This window comes from Epilithonimonas hominis (assembly GCF_003730015.1).
GTDB lineage: Bacteria > Bacteroidota > Bacteroidia > Flavobacteriales > Weeksellaceae > Epilithonimonas > Epilithonimonas hominis.
Map to the genome: position 1 here is coordinate 1 of NZ_RJTU01000007.1, position 22604 is coordinate 22604.

Genomic DNA, 22604 nt, shown 5'->3' on the forward strand with positions numbered 1-22604 from the left:
ATGCACAACAGGTTAGATATATCAAAACTTATAATTTTATCAAGTTCAGCTTTTGAAAGTGCTTTCTTAATTTTTTTTCTTTTGAATTTTGAAATTTTATAGTCTGAAAATGGATAAAATTTATTAGAAACAATTTTACCGCTAATCGCTTTATTGTAAATCATTCTAATATTTCTCATATAATTGGCAATACCACCATCATTAGCACCATTTTTTCTTAGAAAGCCTTCATACTCGATCAGAAATTGACAATCAATATCCTCAAATCTATATTTACCAATATTTTTCTGGAATTTTCTTAAAGAAACTAAAACGCCTTCGATAGAGTTTCTGTAACTGATTTGTCCATTGTCTTCCAGTTGTTTCATAATTTTTTGAGTAAACTCTTCGAAAAGCTTAGCTTCACTTTCATCATTCCGAAAGTAATTATCAAACTGAATTAACGTAACGATTCCGAAGTCTATTCTAACCTTCTCTAAAATATCGGTCGCCTTATCCTTCAAACTTCTTAAAGATGAATTAAAAGCAAGATGATTTCGAAATTTAGAATTAAACTCACCGGTTTTGTCATCCCATTCATTTATTTTACATTTGTAAGGAGTGGAGTAAAACTTGGATTTTCTGTTAATTGTCACTCTCAAATAGATGGGGAATGATCCATCTTGTAAAGAATTTTTCTTGCAAATAGTTTTGATACTTGGTTTCATATAATGTATTTTAAGTATAATATTAGTACAACAGTTTGTTCTAATTACTCAAATCAGATGAAGCCAAATGTAAAGTTTGAAAAACGTAAAATGAAGATAATCAGTGTATTTGAAGCTAAATACAGCTATATGAAAATCCCACTTTTGCATCTCATAATCAGGTGGTCCCTGGTTCGAGCCCAGGTGGGACCACGATAAAACCTTTGAATATGCTGATATTCAAGGGTTTATTTTTTATAGGGGGTTAAACAGGGGGCTGGTTTTTTATAAAGTATTTTTATTATTTATAAGATTGAGTGCTATTTAAAAAAAATATTTATTGGTTTTAAAATAATAATCCCGTACTGGGACCAAGACGAGGGTATCTTCAAAAACTTCTTTAGACAATTTGATTCGTTTGAGCCAAATAACAGGAATTGGCTATTTGGTACACTAAAGATGTAGTTACCTGAATTATTTGCAGTTCGTAAGATCATTACTACAAGATTTACTACAAAATATTCTTTAGATGTATTAAACAGATTTTGGACGATGAATCACTAATTAAACGTTTCCTATATACTTTCTACCCTTCAAGTTAAATTTTGTCCGTTTCACCTTTTTTTTTATTTGTCCAAAATCATAACATTCTAGATTTGCAGATATAAAAAAAATCTATGGAAAGTAATAGCACAAAATTTTTTAATAATGCATCAATAATTTTTGTTCTTTGTTCAACTCAATTATTAAATGCACAGAAGGTGGATTCAATCAAGACAGTGGATGTCAGTCAAAGTACGTCGCAAATTGTTAGAAAACCGCCAAACCAATTGGCAAGCCTTGGCAGACAAACACTGCCATCTTTAACAATTTTGCATAGTGAACATTTAAAAGCTGTGCAATGAAAATTATAACCATTGAAGAAGAAGCGTGGCAACAGTTGAACAGCCATATCAATGCCATTGCCGATTACCTGAAAAGACAGGAAGATAAAAGCTATGATGAGTTGTGGCTCAACAACCACGAGGTATGCCAATACCTACGCATCAGTGAGAAAACACTATGGCTTATGCGTACCAAAGGCGAAATAGCTTACTCAAAATTGTATGGTCAGTATTTCTACACCATCGGGGCAATTAAGGATATGCTCAACGCCAATGCTGTACAGAGCAGCGATAAATTTGTACAGGAGCTTATGGCGAAAGGCAAAAGCTACATAGAAAAAGGAAGGAAACTTAATACTGCTAAAAAATAGGTATGAACTCTCAAAAAGTATGTTCCTATGAATATTTGGAGAATCTGGAAAAATTGACCACCTGATTCTGGCGAAAGTGTCCATCTGATTCTGGTTTACTATGGTCACTTTAAACCAGAATACAATGGTCAGTTTAAGCAGAATTTACAATTTGGGGAATTGGATGTGTCCAAATCTAAGATTGATGTAGCCGATTTCTAAAAAGTTAATTGATGCTTAGGTTATACCACTGTAATTTTCTAAAAGCCATCAATACGCCAAATCCCGCCACACAAAGCCAAAGCCTGCCACTTCTTTTGAGGGGCTTACCTGCTGCTATAATTTTAGGTTTCGAGCAAAATTCTAAATAAAAATTATAGTATGAGTACACATCAAAAAGACCTTTCGTATTTCAGATTACGACTGCAAGAATTACTAAACAACAGCTTCCCCGAAAAGGCGAACGACAAAAAATTTATCGAGCAACGTTCCTCGTGGGCTGCCAATGCCTATGAGGGTGCTTTCAGTTCGGGCAGCCGTATTGAACAATGCAATGAAATAGCCGATTACATTCTATTTGAGGGCTTGTACTTTTCCCGTTTTGATACAGTTTTTCAGGTGGTATGCAACGAGTTTGATACCATAATGGCAGATGAGGAACTGCGACTGTTCGCCCTTAAAATGTTCCCTGTCTGTGAGCCTGTTTTCACAAGATATGAGCTAACCGATGATTTCGCTTATGAAATTGAGTTTAACCTGCTCTACACCGAGCTTACAGGAACCATCGCAATATGGATACAGGAAAATGGGCTTCAGTAAACGCCAACATCTCCAACTCGACATTGATGCCCTGCGAATTGCTTTTAAACTGGAAAAGGAGAAACGACAAGCCACCGTAGGCGAAAGACTGCTAATTATGCAATACAGCGGATTTGGTGGTCTTAAATTCGTGTTGAACCCCATAGCGAACGAAATAGACATCAATCATTGGAGAAAAACAGAACACGAACTTTTTCCACTCACGCAGGAGCTCTACCAACTACTAAAGGAAAATTCCAAAGACGAAAAGCAATACCGCAGGTATGTAGATAGTATGAAAAGCTCCGTATTGACGGCTTTTTATACACCGCCACAGGTAATAGATGCTATTTCCGCAACCTTGCGTGAAAGCGGTTTGCATATTGAGAAATTCCTCGAACCGTCCGCAGGTATCGGTTCATTCATACAATCCTTTTCAGAACATCAAAAAGCAAACGTTACCGCTTATGAAAAGGACTTGCTCACAGGCAAGATTTTAAAGCAACTTTATACCGAAAGCAATATCCGTGTAAGCGGTTTCGAGGAAATCCCGGAAAAAGAACAAAACAGCTACGACGTAATTGCCAGTAATATTCCCTTTGGCGATACTTCCGTTTTTGACCTTTCCTATTCCCGAAGTAAGGACAATGCAAAAGTCCAGGCTGCCCGAAGCATACACAATTACTTTTTCCTGAAAGGTACTGATATGCTACGTGAGGGCGGCTTGTTAGCGTACATCGCTTCACAGGGCATCCTCAACAGCCCGAAGAATGAACCCATACGCAGGGCGTTGATGCAAGGTAGTGATTTGGTTTCGGTTGTCCGCCTGCCCAATAACCTGTTTACAGAGTACGCAGGTACAGAAGTGGGCAGTGATTTGATTATTCTGCAAAAGAACATGGCAAAACAAAGTCTGACCGAAACCGAAGAACTGTTTTGCCAAAGCAAGCCAACGGAGTACAATACGCCAGGCAATGCACTTTTTCAGGACAGCACAAGGATTGTACATACAGACCGCAAATTAGATACTGACCCTTACGGACAACCTGCACTCATCTATACTCATAAAGGCGGCGTTGCCGGAATTGCCCAAGACCTCAAACAAATGCTTACGGATGATTTTGGCAAGCTCCTGAATTTAGGTTTATACAAAGGCGAACGCAACGATGAGCCTATAATACAAATTCCCGCTACTCCAAAGGTAACACCTCCAATTGTCGAACCAATAACCATTCAGCAAAAGCCACAGCTTGTACCAAATCCTGCAAGTAATCAAGACACTACACAGGAATTAAAACAGCTAAGCATTTTCGACTTGTTTGAAAATGTGGACGAGCCTGTAATGGTTGCGGCTCCACCCAAAAGAACGACACAAGTTAAAAGGCAAAGCACCAACAAAAGTAGAGGTGCAATAGGTCGCCAACCTGACCTGTTCAGTAGTGCGATGCAGCAACCTTATACGCCCCCTGTTACTAATAGAGCTACCAATGGAAATACATCTACCAATGGTAAAAAACAGGAAGTTATCGGCGACCTGTTTTCAAGTATCAATGGGAATGGCCAAGCGATTAAGCCAGCCGTTCCCGATACCATTCCCGAACCTGCTCCTTATACGGGCGAACTGCAATCGTACTACCGTAACGATTGCCTTGTCGTGGATAGTGGTTGGGTCGGTCATCTGCAAGATGTAGATACATCAGACGGTACGGCAGTTTTCCACCCGTTGCAATTACCGACCTTACAGAAAGCAAGAGCCGAAGCGTACATTGCTGTACGTGATGTTTACCAAGAGCTTTACAATAAAGAGGCAAAGTTTCAGACCGAGTACAAGGGAGAAAGGGAAAACCTTAACCGCTTATACGATGCCTTTGTCAAAAGGTACGGAAATCTCAATAGTGCCGATAATATCAAGCTCATCAAAACGGATAGCTCCGGTAAGGAAATCCCTTATCTGGAGCGTATCATTGGCGGCGTGGTACACAAAGCGGATATATTCAGCCGTCCTGTAAGTTTTTCCATCTTAACAATAGCAACGGACAATCCCGAAGAAGCGTTAGCGGCTTCGCTGAACAAATATGGAAGCTTGGATTTGGAATATATGTCCGAAATCAGCGGTATGACGGACGATGCTTTGAAAGAAGCATTGCACGGTCGTATTTACTACAATCCTCTGCAAAAGGAATATGAAATATCCGAACGCTGGATTGCAGGGAACGTAGTAGAGAAAGCCCAAGAGGTCAAAGCGTATCTCGAACGCAATCCCGATGATGCCGAAGCCACAACAAGCCTTACCGTTCTGGAAGAAGCCCGACCAAGACGAATTGAGTTTGAGGAACTCGATTTTAACCTCGGCGAACGCTGGATACCCACTGGCATTTATGCCCGTTTTGCTTCACATCTTTTTGATACGGATGTACTCGTTCATTACTCTGAAAGCTCTGATGACTTTTCAGTAAAGTGTGACCGGAAGAATTTGCTTATATGGGAAAAATACGCTGTCAAAGCTGAAAGCAGAACGTTTGACGGGATTGCCCTACTCAAACACGCTCTTGTCAATACCACGCCTGATATTACCAAGAAAATTACGGTTGGCGACCAAGAGGTCAAGGTGCGGGATATGGAAGCCATACAAATTGCGAACACCAAGATTGACGAAATCCGTACCGCTTTTACCTAGTGGCTACACGCCCAAAACGATGAGTTCAAAACAAGGCTTACAGACCAATATAACGATACATTCAACTGCTTTGTCCGCCCGAATTATGACGGAACGCATCAGGACTTTCCCGGCTTAGACCGCAAGGCGTTGGGGATTGACGATTTGTATTCCAGCCAAAAGGACACTGTTTGGATGATTAAGCTGAACAACGGTGCAATCTGCGACCACGAAGTTGGTGCAGGAAAAACGTTCGGATGGTACAATTGCAAATCCTGTACAGTTGGACGGTTTACCGCCCAATGCGGATATGAAACAAATCGGTGCAAAGCTCAACCAGCTTGCGGACAAAGCCCGCACCGGAGGTCAGTACGAAGAAATAGGAAGCTTGTACGGATTTACGCTGTTGGTCAAAACCGAAATGTCCGAAAAGGAGGGCGTGGATATACGGGTAAACCGCTTTTTAGTGCAGGGACAGGGCATTATCAAATATACCTATAGCAACGGTTTAATTGCTAAAGATGAGAAGCTGGCGGCTATGAACTTTCTTAATGCACTGGAGAAATTGCCGAGCTATATCGAGCAGGAGCAAAAGAAAATTGCGGAGATAGAAAAAGACCTACCCATTCTTCAAGAAGTGGTAAATGGTACGTGGTCTAAAGAAGGCAGATTGAGCGAATTGAAAACGGAACTGGCATCTGTGGAGCGTAAGATACAGTTATCCATCAAACCCGAAACGAAAGAAGAACCATCCGAAAAGCAGAAAGAAGCCCCAAAGGTTTCAGAAAGTATTGTACGGACAAAAGGTCTTCATCTGCCACGAGGGGTGTTATAAGAAAGTCCATTATATTTCGTCCTCTACATCCATTTTCTTAATTAAGGCATCCCGTAAATTGTCAAGGAATTTCGTTCGGTTAATTTTACGGGCTTTCAATTCCATAAACGTATGGTAGAAATCGCCCAAATCAATATTAAATGTGCTTTCAAATGTTTTGGCAATTAGTTTTATATCGGTATTTCCGTTGTTGAATACACCTTGTGCGTAGAGTGCATAAATCAACTCGGTTAATGCTAGTTTAATTACCGTTCAGCTCAAAGGAGATTTACTATTTGCTTTCTTATAATGTTTGTTATTTAGCTGGTCTTCAAGATAAACTTGTATTAAATCGTTTGCCAATATCTTAGCTACTTTGTAATCGGCAATGGTAGAAAAGGAATGGTCTGTTTCAAAATAGATGGTATCTAAATTTAGCTTAATATCATACTTTCCCCGAACAAATAGTTGGTTATCAATAAAGGTATTGTTAGTAAGGTAATATTTATAAAATTCAAGATTATTGTCAAAAAATCTTTTGAGTTTCTTCAATTCGGTATTGAAGTATTTCTTTGCAGACTTTGTTTCATTTGGTTTTTTTAACTTTCTATTTTGCACAAAACAAAATGAGGGTATAATTCTGTCCAACGTTCGGGGAGACTTACAAGATAGCATTGTAATAAATTAGTTTTGAAACAATGACAGGTTTTTGATGTTTGAAAAAATGGATTTCTTCTTCTGTGTTTTTAAACCCACTTTTCAGAATGTTTTTCTTTAATTCTGATAAAAATTCAATAATTATATTTATAACGGTTTCTATCCTTTGGATTGGGCAATCAGCTTCAATTTCTAATTTGTCGATTTCTGTTTCCAGCTTAAAAAGTGTTTGTGTATAAAATTTATTCACTTTGAAGTCTTAAAATTTGGTTTACTAATAGAGATGCCTAAATCTGACAGATTTAGGCATCATCCAGCTAATACCCTTTAATATGTCAACGCAAGCCCCACACCAAAGCCCATATCGCTATCGTAGTGAGTACGAATGCCAATGTTTTTATTGATAATATACCTAAGCTCTGCCATATACTCAAAATCTGTATTGACCATAAAACCACCTCTTAATCTTTTAGAAATAGGAATGTCTTCACGCATTAATGACAACCTAACAATGCCATCGTGATATACCTCTGCCTGAAAATTGACTAACATTGGCAATGTGTACATAAAACCTAAACTAAAGGCTCTACGTGTATCCTTCTTATTTTTTTGCCCAAACAAATTTGTTTCATGTTCGTCCATTCCCATTTTACGATACCTCCAGTCAAAACCGATGAATGGCATAAACCATTGCATTTTACCAATATATCGTCCTAAATGAGTTTCTACTTCATAACCGTGCATATCATTGTAGCCTAAACGCCATTCTGTACCTAAACTCCACCGTGCATTTTGAAGCATCGCTTCTCCATCGTTTCCATTGGTTGCAAAATCATTCTGTGCCATAAAGTGCGGCATATTGCTTTCTCTCTGCAATTTATTGTAGGCTTGTTTTTTGTTGGGTAAGTACGGATTTTTATAGTCGTCAACAGCAAAAACCCTGTTCATACCCGACATCATATGGTAAAGTATATGACAGTGGAAAAACCAATCTCCTTCTTCATTAGCTAAAAACTCAATAGTATCTGTTTCCATCGGCATAATATCCAAAACATTTTTGAGTGGTGATTTTTCGCCTTTACCGTTGATTACCCTGAAATCGAAACCGTGCAGGTGCATCGGGTGGCGCATCATTGAGTTGTTATATATGGTAATTCGTAAAATTTCTCCTTTTTTTACGGGTATTTTATCGGTTTCAGAAAGTATTTTATTATCCATACTCCATACATATCGGTTCATATTTCCCGTAAGGGTAAACTTCAATTCTTTGACCGGAGCATCTTTAGGAAGTTCCGTATTGTAAGGAGATTGCAACATTGCATAATTCAGCGTTTTGATTTCTCCCAAAGCATTTGCATTGTAACGGTTGGGGTCATTATCCATATTCATATTGTGCCCGCTATGGTCTTCTTTAGGTTTAGCCTCTCCAGTAATTTCGGGATACATTACCACATTCATATCCATTTGGTTCAGGCTCATTTTCATACCCATATCGTCCAAATCTCCATTCATCTTCATCATATCGTTCATCATCTTCATCCCCTCAAAATATTTCAATCTTGGGAGTGGCGATATTAACTGTTTGATACCATTGCCTACAAAATAGCTTGCCGATTGTGTTCTGTCTTCGGTTGTGGCTAAAAACTCGTAGGCAACTCCATCGTCAGGAATTGTTACCACAATATCATAAGTTTCGGAAACCGCAATGATTAATCTATCTACCTCTACTGGCTCTACATCATTACCATCATTGGCTACTACTGTAATTTTACCGCCTGCATATCGTAACCAAAAATAGGATGATGCTCCGCCGTTTGATACTCTTAATCTTACTTTATCTCCTGCTTTTAGTTTTTTGCCATCAACTGTTTTTAAATCGGTAGTATGATTTCCATTGATTAATATTTTGTCATAATACACATCGCTTACGTCCATTGCCAACATACGTTTCCATTCGTTGGTCAATTTGGTTTTGAAATGTCCCTCTCTGATGGCTTCCGCATAGGACTGTGTAGCATTCTTTTTTATCGCTGCCCAATCATTGGCGTTGTGCAACATACGGTTAATGTTATCGGGATTTAGGTTTGTCCATTCGCTTAAAATGATGGGTACGGTCGGCAAATCATCAATTCCTTTTCTAAAGGTTTTATCGTCATCACGCTTTTTCATCACAAAACTGCCATACATTCCAATCTGCTCCTGCAAACCTGAATGGGAATGATACCAATGCGTTCCGTGTTGGATAATCGGGAAACGATAGGTGTATGTTGCTCCTGCTTCAATAGGTTTTTGTGTCAGCCACGGCACACCGTCTTCTTTGTTAGGCAAGAACACACCGTGCCAATGGAGCGAGGTACTTTCTTTTAATTGGTTATGGACTACTATTTCGGCTGTATCGCCTTCTGTGAAAGTGAGCGTTGGCATCGGTATCTGACCGTTTACGGCAATGGCTCTTTTTTCTTTGCCTGCATAGTTTACAAGTGTATCTTTTACATACAACTCGTATCGCACTACTTTTTGGGCAAAAACAGATTGCGAACATAGCAGTATAAATACCGCTTGCAGCAACCTCATTTTACTATTTATGGGTATATTCATTTTTATATTTTTTATTAATGAAACTTACTCCTGCTCTTTTAACCAATTGGTTAATGTTTTGATTTGTTCATCATTCAGTTTTGCATCTTTGTGCATTAATGTATATGAGGACAGAGGCATTTGCTTCGTTTCTATTTGTTCTTTGATTGAGTTTAATAATCTTCCTTGTTTCCTGTTTGTGTATATACCCCATTCATTGAAATTCAAATCTTCTTTTGCGTTGTTAATATGATTTTCTACTATGGCTCTCGCAGGCTGTATATAATCGTACCAAACGTATTTGGTATTGTTGCTATGACAATCGTAGCAAGAGGTTTGGAGCATCGCTTTTACTTCAACAGGCATTTTATAGACTTGCGTAAAATCGGTGGTGTAAACCTGCCCTTTATCTACATTAAGGGCAGGCTGATAAAATTGAATTGCAATAAAAATAAACAGCACTATTGCTAAAATTATCTTTAATACTTTCTTCATTTTATAATTCCTTTTTTACAGAACCGCAGGTAAGCATTTGACTACCGTAGTAGGGATTTTTTATTGCTTTGGCTTCGCTAATCCAAACCGCACCTTTACCATCATTGTACATTGGGCAATAGTCCTGATATAGTTTTTGTGTAGTCCCAAATAATGCAATAAGGTCGGAAACATCTTTACTTAACGATGCTAAATGTTCCCTTTGGTGGGCTATTTTGCCAGCATTGTCGCCAATGTGTTCCGCATTTTCCTTAGCATTTTCGAAAATATCCATAAACTCCTTATGCTTGTTGGCAGGTATGGTTTTCAGATCCACCTTGTTTAAATTAGCAAAAAGTTGTTTTCCTGCATTAGCCGCTGCTTTATCATTATCAGCAACGAGTGCATTTTTCAAAGCCAAATAATCCTTAATTATCGGTGTGATTGTAAAGTTTTGTGCTTGTTCCTTTACAGTGGACTTTTCCTCTTTCTGAGAAGACATATCTGTTGAAGTAACAGTAGCTACAGTATCATTTTGTACCGCTGATGATAAATCCTTAGTTTCTGATACTCCGGTGCTATCATTAGCCTGTTGGGTGCTATTTTTATTGGAAGACTGATTGCACGAAACTGTTATTATTGCAACCGTTGCTAATGCGATGGAGAAAAATATATTTTTCATTTTAATGCTATTTAATGTTATTAAAGAAATTTTTGTTGTTTACTTGTTTTCAAATTCTTTCAGCTTTCGCTTCATAAATTCGATTTCCTTTGCTTGTGTTTCCAGTACGTTCTTTTGTAGCTCAATTAATTAGGGGTCGGTAAGCTTAGCTTTTTTGGACATTAATACTGCTGATGCGTGATGCGGTATCATCCCTTTTACAAATTGCTTATCGCCCACATTTATTTGCTCCCTAATGCCAAACCACGAAAAGATACCAATCGCAAGAGAAACCGCAATGACTGCCCAATTGATTTTTTTGTTTTGATACATTCCTTTCATTATCAATAATTCAATAATCAGTATTGCTGAAACCATCAGCAGCGTCATATATAAATTGTTGATGTTCGGGATAAGATTATTCAATCCGTCAATCATATCATACATAATAAAATACATAGCTATAAACATTGCAACAGCCATTACAGCAAAGCGTTTGTACATTGCTAAAGAGTAATTGGGGTTATTTTTTTCACTCTTTTGTTTATGTTGCATTCCGTGTTGGTTTTCATACTTTCCATAACAATTATTTTTTGTTTGCTATTTAATAGTTTCCTGCACACTACCACAGTTAAGCATTTGAGAGCCGTAATACGGGTTTTTAACAGCCTCTTCCTTACTTAACCAATTTGCACCTTTACCATTGTTATACATTGGACAATGCTGATAATAAACAGGTGTCTCTTGTTTAGATACCTTAACTAATTCGTACATATTTTTAGAAAGCAAAGCGAAAGTTTCCCTTTGTTTTGCAACATCTTTAGAAGCAGCAATCTTTTCGGCATTAGCCGTTAAATCTTTCATTACTTTCATCCAAACGGTATGTTCGTCGGTAGAAAGTTTTGTCATCTCTACCGCTTTGATGGCTTTGACCAATTCTACCGCTTTTGCCGAAGAAGTACCTGCATCGGTTTTTACCAAGGCATCTTTTACCGAAAAGTAGTTATCGAAAACGGCTTTTAATTGTGGTACATTTTGCGTTTCAGTGATATTTTTTTGAGCCATACCGCTTTGGTTATGATTGGCGTGTTCATTTTTCATATCCATAGCAGCATCTTTGGTTTTTGCTACTGGCTTTAGTTCTCTGCTGTACTGGCAACATCCCGGAAGTTTAGCATAAACATCATCAGGAGCTAAGAATTTTTCGCTGTCGTAACCAGCCAAAGCGATACGTTTCAATATTTCATCCTGATCGGTCTTATCGCTGTCATAAGTGAGTGTAGCCATTTTAGTATCTTTATTCCATTCTACACTGGCTACCTTATTCACGTTTCCTGCTTTTTCGATAGTGGCTTTACACATACCACAATTGCCGTAAATTTTTACGGTTTCGGTTTTCGCATTCTTGATTTGTGCGAAACTGTTTACTGATGATAGTAATACGGCGATTACCATCACTATTTTTGATAATGATTTCATTTTGAAAATTTTTAATTTAGTAAGATAAACAAAGGTTGTGCGAAAACTAAATAGCTTTCGACAAGACATACCTGTGGCTAAAAAGCCACCGTTTTAGCTTATTTTAGGCGGTTGCCAAATGGAAGAGTAGCCCGAAGAATAGTAGGTTTGTTTGAACCCGAACTTTTGCTTTTTAGTTTTGGCAAAAGGGGTTGTTACTTTTAAATGTATTGGTATTAGTAAGCTAACAGAAGATGAAGAAGTACTACATCCACAAGAGCCGTGTTTACAATTGCCGTCGCAGTTGTGACCATCCTTACATTTTTTACAGGACTTGTCCTTGCAACTGCTTTTATGGTGAGATTTTTCAGATTTTTCTTTTGAGCAACTTTTTTGTTCTGTTTTAGCTGTTTTTTTGGTACAAGCATAGCTTATGCTTGGCATTAGGAAAAAGCCCAAACACAATAAGATGACAAAGCTGATATTTTTACTCAAATTTTTCAACACTACAAACTTATGAAATTATTTCTTTTAATTGCTATATTTTGCACTTTCTTAAATCTTCAAGCTGAAATACATATTGCACTCTATAAGTTTTTTTAGCGATTTTCGTTCATTACTACCTTAAAATATTTCAAATGAAAACAATTAGATAGGTAGCTCAAATAGAAAGCTATTTTATAGTCAGAGGCTCTATCTTAAACCCAGCTTTTTGTATCGTTTCGATAACTTGTTCCTCTGTAATTCCTGTCGATTTTACGGTCTGTATCTTGTCTTTATTTGTTGTGTCTACATCCCAATGGCAAATGCCCTCCGCATTATCCAAATCTGATTTTACTTTTGATACACAAACTCCGCAATTAAGGTTTATTTTGAATTGAAATTCTTGGAAATATTCTTATGACCCATCATTTTGCTAAGGCTTTCAAGAGGTACGCCCTCGGTCAAAAACATTGTGGCGAATGTGTGACGGCAGTGTGGAATGTAACTTTCTGTTCTGTAACAATACCTGCTTTCTCAATAAGTTTACCTATATACGTATTGCAAGTCGCATTGGATGGCATTGGGAATACAAAATCATTTCTTGTAACTCCACGATATTTCCCAATGATAAGTTTAGGGATTTCCAAAAGGCGGACGTTGGAAGCAACATCTGATTTCTTCCTCCGGCTGATTATCCTTGGTGTCCGTCAAAGAAAGACTGGATATTGCTCCATTTCAGTTTTTTAATGTCAATGTAAGAAAGCCCTGTGAAGCAACTGAAAATAAAAAGGTCTTTTACAAGTTCATATCGGGACTTAGATGGTTTCAGGAGCATTAAGGTTTCCACATCCTCTTTTAAAAGGTAGCTGCGGTCGGTTTCTTCCATAGCCCAAAACCTATCAGACACCGAGTTCCAAACTAAGACTACTGTTTTATAAAGCATTGTATAGCAACGGGTTTAATCGTTTTGCTTATTTTTGCTCTTTACAAATCTTTTTTTTTAAAAAACCTTAAGGCATTCAGGTTTATAAGGATAACGTAAGTTATATTTTGGATCATTACTAAAAGTAGGACTGTAGTACAGCGATTATCCTTCATTCTCAATAACTGAAATAAGGTTTTCACAATATGTTCTGCTTCTAGTACCTTCAGCAATGCATAGTACATTTGGTTTTATTTCATAGGTTAAATTTTTAACTATTTAATGTTAATCTTTTCAGGTCCTACGTTAAAAGAAATGCCGAAAGTTCTCTGGCAGCTTGCTTTGGTACATCTTTTCCAATGGTATGCACTTTTTGTTTACTGGTAGTTCATCACACCAATGCTGAAATCTTCACTGTACGGAATCTCTGAGGCTGATGAAACTAAAGCCAATGCATTGATAGAAAGTGCTAACAAAGGTGTTTCAGTTGTATCGTCAGACTTAAGCTGGGCAAAAGGAATCCTGCATCAGGTTGAGGTCGCGGTAGGACAAACCGGATTAATGAACGGTTCTTACAATATCGTAACGATGCTTTCGGCATTGCTTCTTGTTCCTTTTGCTAAAAAATTCGGGTCTAAAAACACCTATATATTTTGTTTATTTCTCACAGGTTTAGGTATTATGACTCTGCATTTTATTAAAAATGAATACTTTATTTTACTTCCGATGATCGCACTGGGAATCGGGTGGGCTTCGATGATGGGATTGCCGTATTCTATGATTTCACCATCCATTCCGCACAGTAAAAGGGGAATTTATATGGGAGTCATTAATGTGATGATCGTGATCCCGATGCTGATTCAGACTTTGTCTTTCGGCTTCGTGTTCAAAAATATTTTGGGAAATAATCCTTCCTCGGCAATTATTTTAGCAGGAATTCTTTTTTTGGTTGCGGGTTTATTTGTTATACCGATGAGAAAATCTATGACAAAATAGTATTAAATTTATTCATAACCTAAATTAAAAATCCTAAGAGCTGTCTTAGGATTTTTTAATTTAAGTAAGTTAATTCAGTTTTGATTTAAATCAAAGCTTAAACTTAAGTCAATTAATATCGTATTAATTTGTTTTGGAGGGTATAATGTGGTCTTTTCTCATAAATTTTTTCAGAAAAAAGACATTCCACAGAATTAACTCGAGTCCGTAGAAAAAATCTTCTATCGGGATTGTAAGGATACGAAATCCGATAAATTCTGAAGGATTATAATTGACAATCGGGGTTTCCAGACCTGTACCGGTAAGAATTCCGTTAACAGATAAAAAACCTGGAGCAAGAATGAGATAGATAAAAGATACTTTCCCGATCCATCTCACGCCGAGTATATAATACAAAATAATCAGACTCAAAGCTAATGTCAGAAAGGTCACCAGTGTATAAACTCTATCCTGAAAGACAAAAGCAACCGATAGATAAGCAATGACAGAAAATATAACATATAATTTCTCTGGAAGTGGTTTCCAGTCAAGTTTAAAGAATTTATCCAAACAGAAATAGGTAAATATACAGGAAAAAGGTATGCATATAAAAAACAAAATCTCTTCAATTGGTAAACCGAATAGCCTTATTCCAATGAGGTAATCATCATTAAACCACCAAACACCCTTTTTTGTAAACCAAACATCCCAAATTATAAAAAGTAGACCAACGAGGATAGAGGCTTTGAAAAATGCACCAAAATGTCTGCTAAATTGTATTTTTGGATGAAATGAAAAAATGAAACAAATGATGACCGTGAAAAAATCTATAAGCAGGTAAGTAAAGTACATTATGCTTGTTTTTTATTTTTATTTAAATACATTTTAAAATATTTCACAGGAACCCAAAGAAATCCGAAACATTCGCCTTCTTCTTTACCAATATGTTTATGATGCTGCTTATGGGCTCTGCGGATTGCTAAAAGGTACGGATTTTCAGTATTCTTCAGAACTTTAATTCTTTGGTGGATGAAAATATCGTGGACAAAGAAATAAGCCATTCCATAAATTGTAACACCTAAACCTATGTAAAATAGATAGTTGAAATCATTAACACTTCCAAAATACATCAGAATAATTGCTGGTATTGCGAAAATAACAAAGAAATAATCATTTTTTTCCAAAGGCGGATCCGTGCTATGGTCGTGATGATCTCTGTGTAAACTCCAAAGAAAGCCGTGCATCACATATTTGTGTATAACCCAAGTGGCACCTTCCATTAGGAAAAAAGTGGTTAAAACGATCAGGAAATTCATAATTAATTCTTTTTTGAATTAAACATTTTTTCTAAAATAACTCTTCTGTATTCAAAGATATGTTCCAGTTTGTTTCGGACAAATAATTTATGAGCCAATTCGCCTAAAAATCCCATGGGCAGTTCATAATCAATCGTATCTTTCATCAGAACGCCGTTGTCGTTCTCAATGAATTCGTGGCGGTGATTCCAGAGTTTATAAGGTCCTTTTTTCTGAAAATCTGTAAAGCTTTTCTGGAAATTGGCCTCAGTGATTTCTGTTTGCCAGGACATTTTGATGCCAAGTAAAGGAGAAACATAATAATCAATAATCATCCCTTTATAAATTTTGTCATCCGGAAGATCGGTTCTTACAATAAAATTCATCTCTTTCGGCGTAATCTTGGATAGGTTGTTAGCAGATGAAAAAAAGCTCCAAGCTTCTTCCAGACTGCAATTCAGCTGTTGTTCTTTGTATAGTTGGTGTATCATTTTTTAACTCTTTAGAATATCGATTATCATTTGTTTTAAAATGATGTCATCTACGTCTTTAATATTTCTGTTCAGGAGCATCTTATCTTCATCAATGTTAGATTTATATCCCAGAAAAGCAGGACTTTCCTTTTGAATAGAATAGCGGAGAAAGCGTGTTTCTATCAAATTCGGGTTCTGTTTTACGGCTTTTTCAATATTTTTTTTTCCTTTTTTAAAAGTTGTAAGTTTCTCCAATGGATTAATGGCATGTTTGGCCCATATCGCCTGAAAAGCACCCTCATAAGCCAGATCCAAACCTGTGTTGTTTTTATTTTCAAAATGGTTCAGCATCTCTTTGCATATCATTTTATCAGAAACGGCTTTCTGATAATTTTTTCTGATTGCGTCATAATCCTGTGAGTGGAGCATTGAGAAAGATATGAGAAAAGCAAATAGCAACCATTTCATATCAATGACATTTTATACTCTACATAGCAACCCATCATTAATGAAATTTTTCTAGAATTAGAAATTCTTATTCTTTGATTAATGATTTTTCCTGCCGAGGTTCTTTTTATTTTGCGGAATAATGAAACATAATATCTGTAAGCCAGATAAACCCCGAATTTCGAAGAAGCAGGAAGCATTTTGATGCCTTCCAAGGCTTTTTGAAACTCATCGTGTATTTCTTTTTCTATATCTGCTTTTACCTCACTGTTAAAATCCTCGATATTGACATTCGGGAAATAAGTGCGTCCTAAAACAAAATAATCATCCTTCATATCCCTCAGAAAATTAACTTTTTGGAAAGCCGAGCCAAGTATCATTGCGTATGGTTTCAGTTTTTCATACTCTTGTTTGTCTCCTTCTACAAATACCTGAAGACACATCAGTCCCACAACTTCTGCCGATCCGAGAATGTATTCTTTATAAAGTTCCGAATTATAATCTATTTTATGAAGATCCATTTCCATACTTCTCAAGAACTGATCTATTAATTGAAAATCAATCTGATATTGATGGATCGTTTCCTGAAAAGAGTGTAAGATAGGATTAAGCGATATTTTTTCGTCTAATGCATAATTAGTTTCATCTCGGAATCTGGCTAATAATTTTTGTTTATCATAACCGTGAAAACTGTCCACAATTTCATCTGCAAGACGGACATAGCCATAAATGGCATAGATCGCATTTCTGATTTTCGGGGACAATGCAAGAATACCCAGCGAGAAACTTGTGCTATATTGTTTGGTGGTTTGTTTGCTTACCTTGTAGGAAAGTTCGTCAAATAGTTTTTTCATATTACAGTAGATTCGGTTTATTTTTTATCGGCTTCAGTTGCGGCTATCTTTCCGGAAATGATAGAGGGCGGCACGCCAGGACCTGGAACAGTAAGCTGACCGGTATAAAAAAGATTTTTAACTTTCTTATTTTTTAAAGATGGTTTTAAAACTGCCGTCTGAGATAGGGTATTGGCCAATCCATACGCATTTCCTTCATAAGCATTATAATCATTAATAAAGTCATTAAGACAATAACTTTTTTTATAATCTATTTTTGATGAAAGATGAGATGATCCCGTGTGTTTTTCAATTCTTTCTATCATTTCCAAAAAATATTTTTCTCGCATCGCCTCAGAATCTTCAATACCTGTTGCAATGGGCATCAGAAGAAAAACATTTTCACAGTTTTCTGGGGCAACATTGTCATCGGTTTTTGATGGGCAACAAACGTAAAACAATGGTTTCGACGGCCATTTCTTATCTGTATAAATTTCTGTAGTGTGCAAATCCAAATCATTTTCGAAAAAAAGTGTATGGTGCTTAAGATTTGATATTTTTTCTTTGAACCCTAAATAAAATATCAAGCAAGAAGGCGCAAATGTCTTCTTATTCCAATACTTTTCATCATAATTTCTGTACTCTTTATCCAGCAAAACCTGTTCTGTATGATGATAATCTGATGAAGCAATCACGCTGTCAAAAAATATTTTTTTCCCATCTACAATAATTCCGCTTACCTTCTTATCGTCTACAACAATTTTTTCTACATTCGCATTAAAGTGAAAATGAACGCCCTGCATTTTTCCAATGGTCGCCATTGCTTCTACAATTTTGATAAAGCCACCTTTCGGGTACCATGTTCCGAGTTTATAGCCACCATAATTCATCAAACTATAAAGCGCAGGAATATCTTTCGGAGCTGCTCCAAGGAAAATCACTGGAAATTCCATCAATGTGATCAGTTTAGGATGCTTAAAATATTTTCTTACGAAATGGTGAAAATCAGTCAAAAGGTCTAATTTCAAAGCACTTTTTGCAATTTTAGGAGACATAAACTCAAACCAGGAATGACAAGGTTTATTGACGAACTCCTTCATTCCCACGTCATATTTGAACTGTGCATCTTTCATGAAATCATCCAGCATTTTTCCTGCTCCCTTTTCCGTTTTCTCGAATAGGGATTTCATGGATTCATAATCTTGCGGAATCTCCATGGTTCCATCATCAAAAACCATCTCAAACTGAGGGTCTAAAGACACCAATTCATAAAAATCAGAAACTTTTTTACCAAAATCGGCAAAAAAATCTTCAAATATATCTGGCATCCAGTACCAACTTGGACCCATATCGAACGTATATCCGTTGTCTGTACGGAAACTTCTTGCGCGACCGCCCAAACTGCTGTTCTTTTCGAAAACATGTACTTCGTTTCCTAACTTAGCTGAATAAGCTGCTGCGGACAAGCCTGAAAATCCAGATCCTATAATTGCTATTTTCTTTGTCATATTAGTTTTTATCAAAAGAGTAATCTTGTAAAACAGTGTCAATTAATTTATTATTATCTATATTTTTGGAAAAAATAGGATGATGGAATTGTTCCAATTTATCCAGAATTCTTATGAGATCCATTTTCTCATTATAAGTCAGATTGCCTGTTACAATGCTTGTCGCAGTTCGGATTTTATCCATTTGCATATCCAAGGCTTGCAGACCGGATTCTGTTATTGTAAGAACTTTTGTTCGTCTGTCTGTAACAGAATCTTTTTGCTCTACCCAGCCTTGTTTTATGAGTCTGTTGATAATAAGAATACCCGCTGGCTTTTCCTGAACATTTTTTCTGATGAGCTCCATTTTGGTCAAAGATCCAAAAGATTTTAAATTTATAAGGTATATAAATTCATCCTGTGTGCTGAAATCGGAACCAGCAATAGCCGATTTAGAATAAGTTTTTGCATATCGGTTAAGATGAACCAAAAGCGTACTGATAACACTTTCTGGTGACCGTCCGAACTCTTTGCCATCCCAAACAGGTTCACTTTTTCCATCTCTGTGCTGGTCTGACTCCTGATCATATATCCAGTTGCGAAATCCTACAATATCCTTACTGTATAGATTATTGACATTCTCCGAATCAAATTTTTCAAATAATTCTAATAGATTTTTAACGATCGTAAAATCCATGGCTGTAAAATTTAATAAACAAATATACTATTTTTTAAACAATTAGTATACAAATATACATATCAACAATAAGACCAATCAATCCATATTATTTAAAATTTATTAAACTTTAATATTTAATTCTTAAAAGACTATTAAAACTCGTAATTATTGAAAATATAACAGATATATGGAATTATAATTGTTTACTAATATACAACTTAAATAAAAAGGTTATGAAAACGGAAGTAAAAATTAGAAGTTTATTATTAGGGGTTTCATTATTAGCGGCAGGATTTGCAACAGCACAGACTACCAAAACTACTGAACAGGCACAAACATCTGCTCAAACACAGGAAACTACAAACCCCGAAATTGACGCGCTAAAACTAAAAATTTCATCTAACCCGGATGACACACAATCTTTGGTAGCACTAGCCACAGCATATCAAAATGTAAATGACTGGAATTCTGCAATCGTAACTTGGAACAAAATAACAGCGATCCTTCCAGATTGGGCACCCGCTTATTACAGCATCGGTTACGCCAATCAGTCAGCTAAAAATAATGAGGCAGCAAAAACCGCTTATGAGCAATATATCGCCAAAGTCAAGCCAGAAGATGTAGATGCGGCAAAACAAAACTTAGCTTACGCCTATTTCTTCATCGCATTTTTGGATAAGGATACAAATCCGGAAAAAGCAAAAGAGTATATCGCAAAATCTTTGCAGTATGACGGCTCAAATCAAGATGCGCTTAACTTAAGCAAAAGCTTGATGAACTAAGAATCACATTTTTCAATACATAGAAAAGACGCTGATAATCTAAGCGTCTTTTATTTTTATGATTTCTCTTCAGAATCTTTGCTTGGTGGATTGTGATTTCCTTTGCCATATTTTTTTTTATATAAATAATATCCAATGCCGCCAATAAGGAAAACTGGCCAAAAGGGAAGTAGGAATAATAAAATATCTCCAATTACTTTCCAGCCGGATGAAATGGCGTTTGCAGATTTTTCTCCAAAACTTTGATTTTCTGATTCTTTTGCTTTCAAATAATTGTCGTATAAAGTAATTTCCAGACTGCAAAGTTTATTCGGATTGTAGGAATCGCCTTTAACTTCAAGGTTTTTGTTATGAATACTTCCCAACATCGATAAATCTTCTACCAAATAATCAAATTTATCGTAAGGAACTTTTGTCGTCAAATGCAAAGTCTGAAACTCATCATTACTAACCAAATTTTCTGTGTTGATGATGCCATCGTACTTTCTGATAATATCTCTTACCGATTGTTTTGCTAGAGCAATATTATCTACATTCAATTCAACGGAACCATTTTTTACCATTGCGTTAACTGGCTCAACTGGTTCTTTTTGCACAGGTTTATCTTTGTAAATAACTTTGGTAACGGTTTTCGGTTTTGGGATTTCTTTTTTGATTTGATTTTTTATCGAATCTATATTAGAACTGATTTTTTTCTCTTCAATATCTTTTTTGAATTTCTCAACATTTTCAGAAATAGAATCGATTTTACTTTTGCTGTTTTCAAAAGCTTTTTCGATTTCTTCTTTGTTCTTAAGCAAATCTTTAGCTTTCAGATTAACTGAATCTAATGTAGCTTTTGCATCCGAATCCAGATTTTCTAAACTTTCAGAAGCTTTATCAATCAAAGAATCTGCGTTGGCGATTGTATTATTAGCTTCTTGTAAATCTGTTTTTTTACACATTGTAAGTATGCTCAAAACAACTGCGGTCAATAGTAACTTTTTCATTGTGGATAATTTTATGATGTAAAGCTATCCCGAAACGAAAAGAATAATTTGTAAATGAATCTAATAATTTTTGTAATATTTTAAACTAATGAAAATCAAATGTTTAATTTGATTTTACAAATGATTTACAAGAGATTGAAAGAAAAAGTATTCAGATTTTAGAATCTCTTAATTCTAAATTATTAAAAATATAATTGAATTTTATTGATTTATTAAAGGCCCAAAAGTATAATTATACTCTACTTTATCAATTCTAATTCTATCAATATTTTTAATCTGAATTTTACCATCTTCTATGGGAGAGCCAAATAAAGCAATATTTGGAATGCGTTCAGTTTTGACTCTACTAAAATACGAAGGGTAAATTATTCCGTCATATCCTTTTGAATAAACAAAACTTGAAATTTTTTTACAAATATCATAAGAATGTTCTTCAGCTCTAAAAAGATAATGTACACTTAAAAATAAGCTTTCAAACTCTGTATTATCTTCACTAATTTCAGCACTTAAGTCTAAAATTTTTAAACTCTTGGTAGGTGTTAATTTTGCTAAATATAAATCGTCAATTATAGAAACTCTGCATTCGTGCAAGCAAATTTCGATATTTTCTGACCCATAAAGAATATTCAAATCTTTACTATCTAACCTTCCATTTCCTGAATATTCAATTGGAGGACTATCAAATTGGCTCTCATCATTTGGATTGGAAACATTTTTTCTTAATCTATAAAAATGATTTTGCTCATTAATTACTTTTGTGGGAAATTTTTCTATAATCTCATTTAATACTTGTTCTGCAGAATTATCTTCACTTTGTAATTTTTCTAATTGTGTTATTAGTCCTAATTTATATAATCTTGGTGCGTAATAAAAAAAACCAATTCCAAGAGTTTTTTCTATCAGTGGAACATCTTCTTTTAAGTATTTTCCAAAATCAACATCTGTTTCCTGATATTCATTAAACATTATTAAAGAGGAACCTCCATATTCTGATTGGTAATAACTACCATTAACAAAATATTCCCAAGATATTTCGTGCAAATTTTCTTTAGAAATTTTATAGCCGTAATCTTTTTGACAATTGCAACATTTTTCATTGCTTTTTAATCCAAATTTTTGACAAAGTAATTTTAAGCCTTCATTATAAAAACATTCTGAACAAATAGGATATTTCATTTTAGATTGTTATGAAAAATAGTAGGTAATACCTGTTGTGCATTTAGC

General features: G+C 35.8%; 27 protein-coding genes and 2 pseudogenes. 6 read left to right on the top strand and 23 right to left on the bottom strand.

Annotation, left to right across the window (positions count from 1 at the left end; genetic code table 11):
* Positions 1–707 (bottom strand): phage integrase SAM-like domain and Arm DNA-binding domain-containing protein (locus EGH73_RS00190; protein WP_184808041.1); only part of this gene is annotated, 707 nt, incomplete at its 3' end.
* A gap of 919 nt (positions 708–1626) precedes the next feature.
* Between EGH73_RS00190 and EGH73_RS00200 the strand changes: the two genes are divergently transcribed.
* The 4 genes and pseudogenes from EGH73_RS00200 (at position 1627) to EGH73_RS14105 (ending at position 6209) form a co-directional block, all read left to right on the top strand.
* The gene (locus EGH73_RS00200) at positions 1627–1941 is read left to right on the top strand and encodes a helix-turn-helix domain-containing protein (protein ID WP_441316286.1); all 315 of its coding nucleotides are present in this window, start codon (positions 1627–1629) and stop codon (positions 1939–1941) included.
* Between the two features lie 360 nt (positions 1942–2301).
* Positions 2302–2739 carry a DUF1896 domain-containing protein gene (locus tag EGH73_RS00205; RefSeq protein ID WP_123280145.1) on the top strand — a complete coding sequence of 146 codons (438 nt, stop codon included), beginning with the start codon at positions 2302–2304 and terminating at the stop codon, positions 2737–2739.
* Positions 2726–5626 (top strand): annotated as a pseudogene (locus EGH73_RS00210) (N-6 DNA methylase); the annotation flags it as partial. The gene EGH73_RS00205 and the pseudogene EGH73_RS00210, both read left to right, overlap by 14 nt.
* Positions 5627–5657: 31 nt before the next feature.
* Positions 5658–6209: a hypothetical protein gene (locus tag EGH73_RS14105; protein ID WP_245985344.1), complete on the top strand. Its 552-nt coding sequence runs from the start codon at positions 5658–5660 to the stop codon at positions 6207–6209.
* A gap of 9 nt (positions 6210–6218) precedes the next feature.
* Here EGH73_RS14105 and EGH73_RS00215 read toward each other — a convergent pair.
* The 12 genes and pseudogenes from EGH73_RS00215 to EGH73_RS14445 all read right to left on the bottom strand — a co-directional run bounded on the left by EGH73_RS00215 (position 6219) and on the right by EGH73_RS14445 (position 13441).
* A pseudogene (locus tag EGH73_RS00215) lies at positions 6219–6863 on the bottom strand (RteC domain-containing protein).
* On the bottom strand, positions 6850–7095 hold the full coding sequence (locus EGH73_RS14430) for a hypothetical protein (RefSeq protein ID WP_449401683.1): 246 nt from the start codon (positions 7093–7095) through the stop codon (positions 6850–6852). Before EGH73_RS14430 ends, EGH73_RS00215 begins: the two are co-directional and overlap by 14 nt.
* A 77-nt stretch (positions 7096–7172) precedes the next feature.
* Positions 7173–9443, bottom strand: coding sequence for a multicopper oxidase family protein (locus EGH73_RS00220; protein ID WP_123280146.1), 2271 nt, complete (start codon positions 9441–9443; stop codon positions 7173–7175).
* 24 nt (positions 9444–9467) lie between these two features.
* Positions 9468–9917, bottom strand: a complete 450-nt coding sequence (locus EGH73_RS00225) for a heme-binding domain-containing protein (protein ID WP_123280147.1) — start codon at positions 9915–9917, stop codon at positions 9468–9470.
* A gap of 1 nt (position 9918) precedes the next feature.
* The gene (locus EGH73_RS00230; RefSeq protein WP_123280148.1) at positions 9919–10578 is read right to left on the bottom strand and encodes a DUF3347 domain-containing protein; all 660 of its coding nucleotides are present in this window, start codon (positions 10576–10578) and stop codon (positions 9919–9921) included.
* 129 nt (positions 10579–10707) lie between these two features.
* On the bottom strand, positions 10708–11112 hold the full coding sequence (locus EGH73_RS00235; RefSeq protein WP_245985346.1) for a DUF305 domain-containing protein: 405 nt from the start codon (positions 11110–11112) through the stop codon (positions 10708–10710).
* Between the two features lie 45 nt (positions 11113–11157).
* Positions 11158–12036 (bottom strand): DUF3347 domain-containing protein, encoded by an 879-nt coding sequence (locus EGH73_RS00240; protein ID WP_123280149.1) that lies wholly within the window; start codon positions 12034–12036, stop codon positions 11158–11160.
* 215 nt (positions 12037–12251) lie between these two features.
* On the bottom strand, positions 12252–12443 hold the full coding sequence (locus tag EGH73_RS00245; protein ID WP_123280150.1) for a hypothetical protein: 192 nt from the start codon (positions 12441–12443) through the stop codon (positions 12252–12254).
* Positions 12444–12688: 245 nt separating this feature from the next.
* Positions 12689–12886, bottom strand: a complete 198-nt coding sequence (locus EGH73_RS00250; protein WP_123280151.1) for a heavy-metal-associated domain-containing protein — start codon at positions 12884–12886, stop codon at positions 12689–12691.
* The gene (locus tag EGH73_RS14435; RefSeq protein WP_441316287.1) at positions 12883–12969 is read right to left on the bottom strand and encodes a hypothetical protein; all 87 of its coding nucleotides are present in this window, start codon (positions 12967–12969) and stop codon (positions 12883–12885) included. Before EGH73_RS14435 ends, EGH73_RS00250 begins: the two co-directional genes overlap by 4 nt.
* Positions 12960–13145 carry a hypothetical protein gene (locus EGH73_RS14440; protein ID WP_441316283.1) on the bottom strand — a complete coding sequence of 62 codons (186 nt, stop codon included), beginning with the start codon at positions 13143–13145 and terminating at the stop codon, positions 12960–12962. Before EGH73_RS14440 ends, EGH73_RS14435 begins: the two co-directional genes overlap by 10 nt.
* A gap of 44 nt (positions 13146–13189) precedes the next feature.
* Positions 13190–13441 carry a site-specific integrase gene (locus EGH73_RS14445; RefSeq protein WP_441316282.1) on the bottom strand — a complete coding sequence of 84 codons (252 nt, stop codon included), beginning with the start codon at positions 13439–13441 and terminating at the stop codon, positions 13190–13192.
* A 378-nt stretch (positions 13442–13819) separates the two neighbouring features.
* Here EGH73_RS14445 and EGH73_RS00260 point away from each other — a divergent pair, with 378 nt between their 5' ends.
* Positions 13820–14416, top strand: a complete 597-nt coding sequence (locus tag EGH73_RS00260; protein ID WP_123280152.1) for an MFS transporter — start codon at positions 13820–13822, stop codon at positions 14414–14416.
* Between the two features lie 123 nt (positions 14417–14539).
* On the opposite strand, the gene EGH73_RS00265 is transcribed toward EGH73_RS00260, so the two are convergent.
* The 7 genes from EGH73_RS00265 to EGH73_RS00295 are packed head-to-tail and all read right to left on the bottom strand — an operon-like array spanning position 14540 to position 19627.
* A complete protein-coding gene (locus EGH73_RS00265) occupies positions 14540–15247 on the bottom strand; it encodes a lycopene cyclase domain-containing protein (RefSeq protein ID WP_245985347.1) in 708 nt (235 codons plus the stop codon).
* Positions 15247–15711, bottom strand: coding sequence for a sterol desaturase family protein (locus EGH73_RS00270; protein ID WP_123280154.1), 465 nt, complete (start codon positions 15709–15711; stop codon positions 15247–15249). The genes EGH73_RS00265 and EGH73_RS00270 overlap by 1 nt, the downstream gene beginning before the upstream one ends.
* A gap of 2 nt (positions 15712–15713) precedes the next feature.
* Positions 15714–16181: an SRPBCC family protein gene (locus EGH73_RS00275; protein ID WP_123280155.1), complete on the bottom strand. Its 468-nt coding sequence runs from the start codon at positions 16179–16181 to the stop codon at positions 15714–15716.
* Between the two features lie 3 nt (positions 16182–16184).
* Positions 16185–16631: a hypothetical protein gene (locus EGH73_RS00280; RefSeq protein WP_148041663.1), complete on the bottom strand. Its 447-nt coding sequence runs from the start codon at positions 16629–16631 to the stop codon at positions 16185–16187.
* A complete protein-coding gene (locus EGH73_RS00285; protein ID WP_123280157.1) occupies positions 16628–17464 on the bottom strand; it encodes a phytoene/squalene synthase family protein in 837 nt (278 codons plus the stop codon). Before EGH73_RS00285 ends, EGH73_RS00280 begins: the two co-directional genes overlap by 4 nt.
* Before the next feature lie 17 nt (positions 17465–17481).
* Positions 17482–18951: a phytoene desaturase family protein gene (locus EGH73_RS00290; RefSeq protein ID WP_123280158.1), complete on the bottom strand. Its 1470-nt coding sequence runs from the start codon at positions 18949–18951 to the stop codon at positions 17482–17484.
* 1 nt (position 18952) lies between these two features.
* Positions 18953–19627, bottom strand: coding sequence for a MarR family winged helix-turn-helix transcriptional regulator (locus EGH73_RS00295; protein WP_123280159.1), 675 nt, complete (start codon positions 19625–19627; stop codon positions 18953–18955).
* Between the two features lie 215 nt (positions 19628–19842).
* Here EGH73_RS00295 and EGH73_RS00300 point away from each other — a divergent pair, with 215 nt between their 5' ends.
* A complete protein-coding gene (locus EGH73_RS00300; protein WP_123280160.1) occupies positions 19843–20391 on the top strand; it encodes a hypothetical protein in 549 nt (182 codons plus the stop codon).
* On the opposite strand, the gene EGH73_RS14365 is transcribed toward EGH73_RS00300, so the two are convergent.
* The 3 genes from EGH73_RS14365 to EGH73_RS00315 form a co-directional block, all read right to left on the bottom strand.
* Positions 20363–20527: a hypothetical protein gene (locus EGH73_RS14365; protein ID WP_184808042.1), complete on the bottom strand. Its 165-nt coding sequence runs from the start codon at positions 20525–20527 to the stop codon at positions 20363–20365. The genes EGH73_RS00300 and EGH73_RS14365 overlap by 29 nt on opposite strands.
* Positions 20448–21380, bottom strand: a complete 933-nt coding sequence (locus EGH73_RS00310; protein ID WP_123280162.1) for a DUF4349 domain-containing protein — start codon at positions 21378–21380, stop codon at positions 20448–20450. The genes EGH73_RS14365 and EGH73_RS00310 overlap by 80 nt, the downstream gene beginning before the upstream one ends.
* A 201-nt stretch (positions 21381–21581) precedes the next feature.
* Positions 21582–22556 (bottom strand): RES family NAD+ phosphorylase, encoded by a 975-nt coding sequence (locus EGH73_RS00315; protein WP_123280163.1) that lies wholly within the window; start codon positions 22554–22556, stop codon positions 21582–21584.
* Positions 22557–22604 lie beyond the last annotated feature (48 nt).

Bases quoted from the DNA above. Each gene is read 5' to 3' on its own strand.
- EGH73_RS00300 (WP_123280160.1), top strand. From the start codon at position 19,843: ATGAAAACGGAAGTAAAAATTAGAAGTTTATTATTAGGGGTTTCATTA.
- EGH73_RS00290 (WP_123280158.1), bottom strand. From the start codon at position 18,951: ATGACAAAGAAAATAGCAATTATAGGATCTGGATTTTCAGGCTTGTCC.
- EGH73_RS00245 (WP_123280150.1), bottom strand. From the start codon at position 12,443: ATGCTTGTACCAAAAAAACAGCTAAAACAGAACAAAAAAGTTGCTCAA.
- EGH73_RS00285 (WP_123280157.1), bottom strand. From the start codon at position 17,464: ATGAAAAAACTATTTGACGAACTTTCCTACAAGGTAAGCAAACAAACC.
- EGH73_RS00270 (WP_123280154.1), bottom strand. From the start codon at position 15,711: ATGAATTTCCTGATCGTTTTAACCACTTTTTTCCTAATGGAAGGTGCC.
- EGH73_RS14435 (WP_441316287.1), bottom strand. From the start codon at position 12,969: ATGTTTTTGACCGAGGGCGTACCTCTTGAAAGCCTTAGCAAAATGATG.
- EGH73_RS00265 (WP_245985347.1), bottom strand. From the start codon at position 15,247: ATGTACTTTACTTACCTGCTTATAGATTTTTTCACGGTCATCATTTGT.
- EGH73_RS00220 (WP_123280146.1), bottom strand. From the start codon at position 9,443: ATGAATATACCCATAAATAGTAAAATGAGGTTGCTGCAAGCGGTATTT.
- EGH73_RS00205 (WP_123280145.1), top strand. From the start codon at position 2,302: ATGAGTACACATCAAAAAGACCTTTCGTATTTCAGATTACGACTGCAA.
- EGH73_RS00235 (WP_245985346.1), bottom strand. From the start codon at position 11,112: ATGCAACATAAACAAAAGAGTGAAAAAAATAACCCCAATTACTCTTTA.
- EGH73_RS00315 (WP_123280163.1), bottom strand. From the start codon at position 22,556: ATGAAATATCCTATTTGTTCAGAATGTTTTTATAATGAAGGCTTAAAA.
- EGH73_RS00310 (WP_123280162.1), bottom strand. From the start codon at position 21,380: ATGAAAAAGTTACTATTGACCGCAGTTGTTTTGAGCATACTTACAATG.
- EGH73_RS14445 (WP_441316282.1), bottom strand. From the start codon at position 13,441: ATGCTTTATAAAACAGTAGTCTTAGTTTGGAACTCGGTGTCTGATAGG.
- EGH73_RS00280 (WP_148041663.1), bottom strand. From the start codon at position 16,631: ATGAAATGGTTGCTATTTGCTTTTCTCATATCTTTCTCAATGCTCCAC.
- EGH73_RS00240 (WP_123280149.1), bottom strand. From the start codon at position 12,036: ATGAAATCATTATCAAAAATAGTGATGGTAATCGCCGTATTACTATCA.
- EGH73_RS00295 (WP_123280159.1), bottom strand. From the start codon at position 19,627: ATGGATTTTACGATCGTTAAAAATCTATTAGAATTATTTGAAAAATTT.
- EGH73_RS00225 (WP_123280147.1), bottom strand. From the start codon at position 9,917: ATGAAGAAAGTATTAAAGATAATTTTAGCAATAGTGCTGTTTATTTTT.
- EGH73_RS00275 (WP_123280155.1), bottom strand. From the start codon at position 16,181: ATGATACACCAACTATACAAAGAACAACAGCTGAATTGCAGTCTGGAA.
- EGH73_RS00260 (WP_123280152.1), top strand. From the start codon at position 13,820: ATGCTGAAATCTTCACTGTACGGAATCTCTGAGGCTGATGAAACTAAA.
- EGH73_RS00230 (WP_123280148.1), bottom strand. From the start codon at position 10,578: ATGAAAAATATATTTTTCTCCATCGCATTAGCAACGGTTGCAATAATA.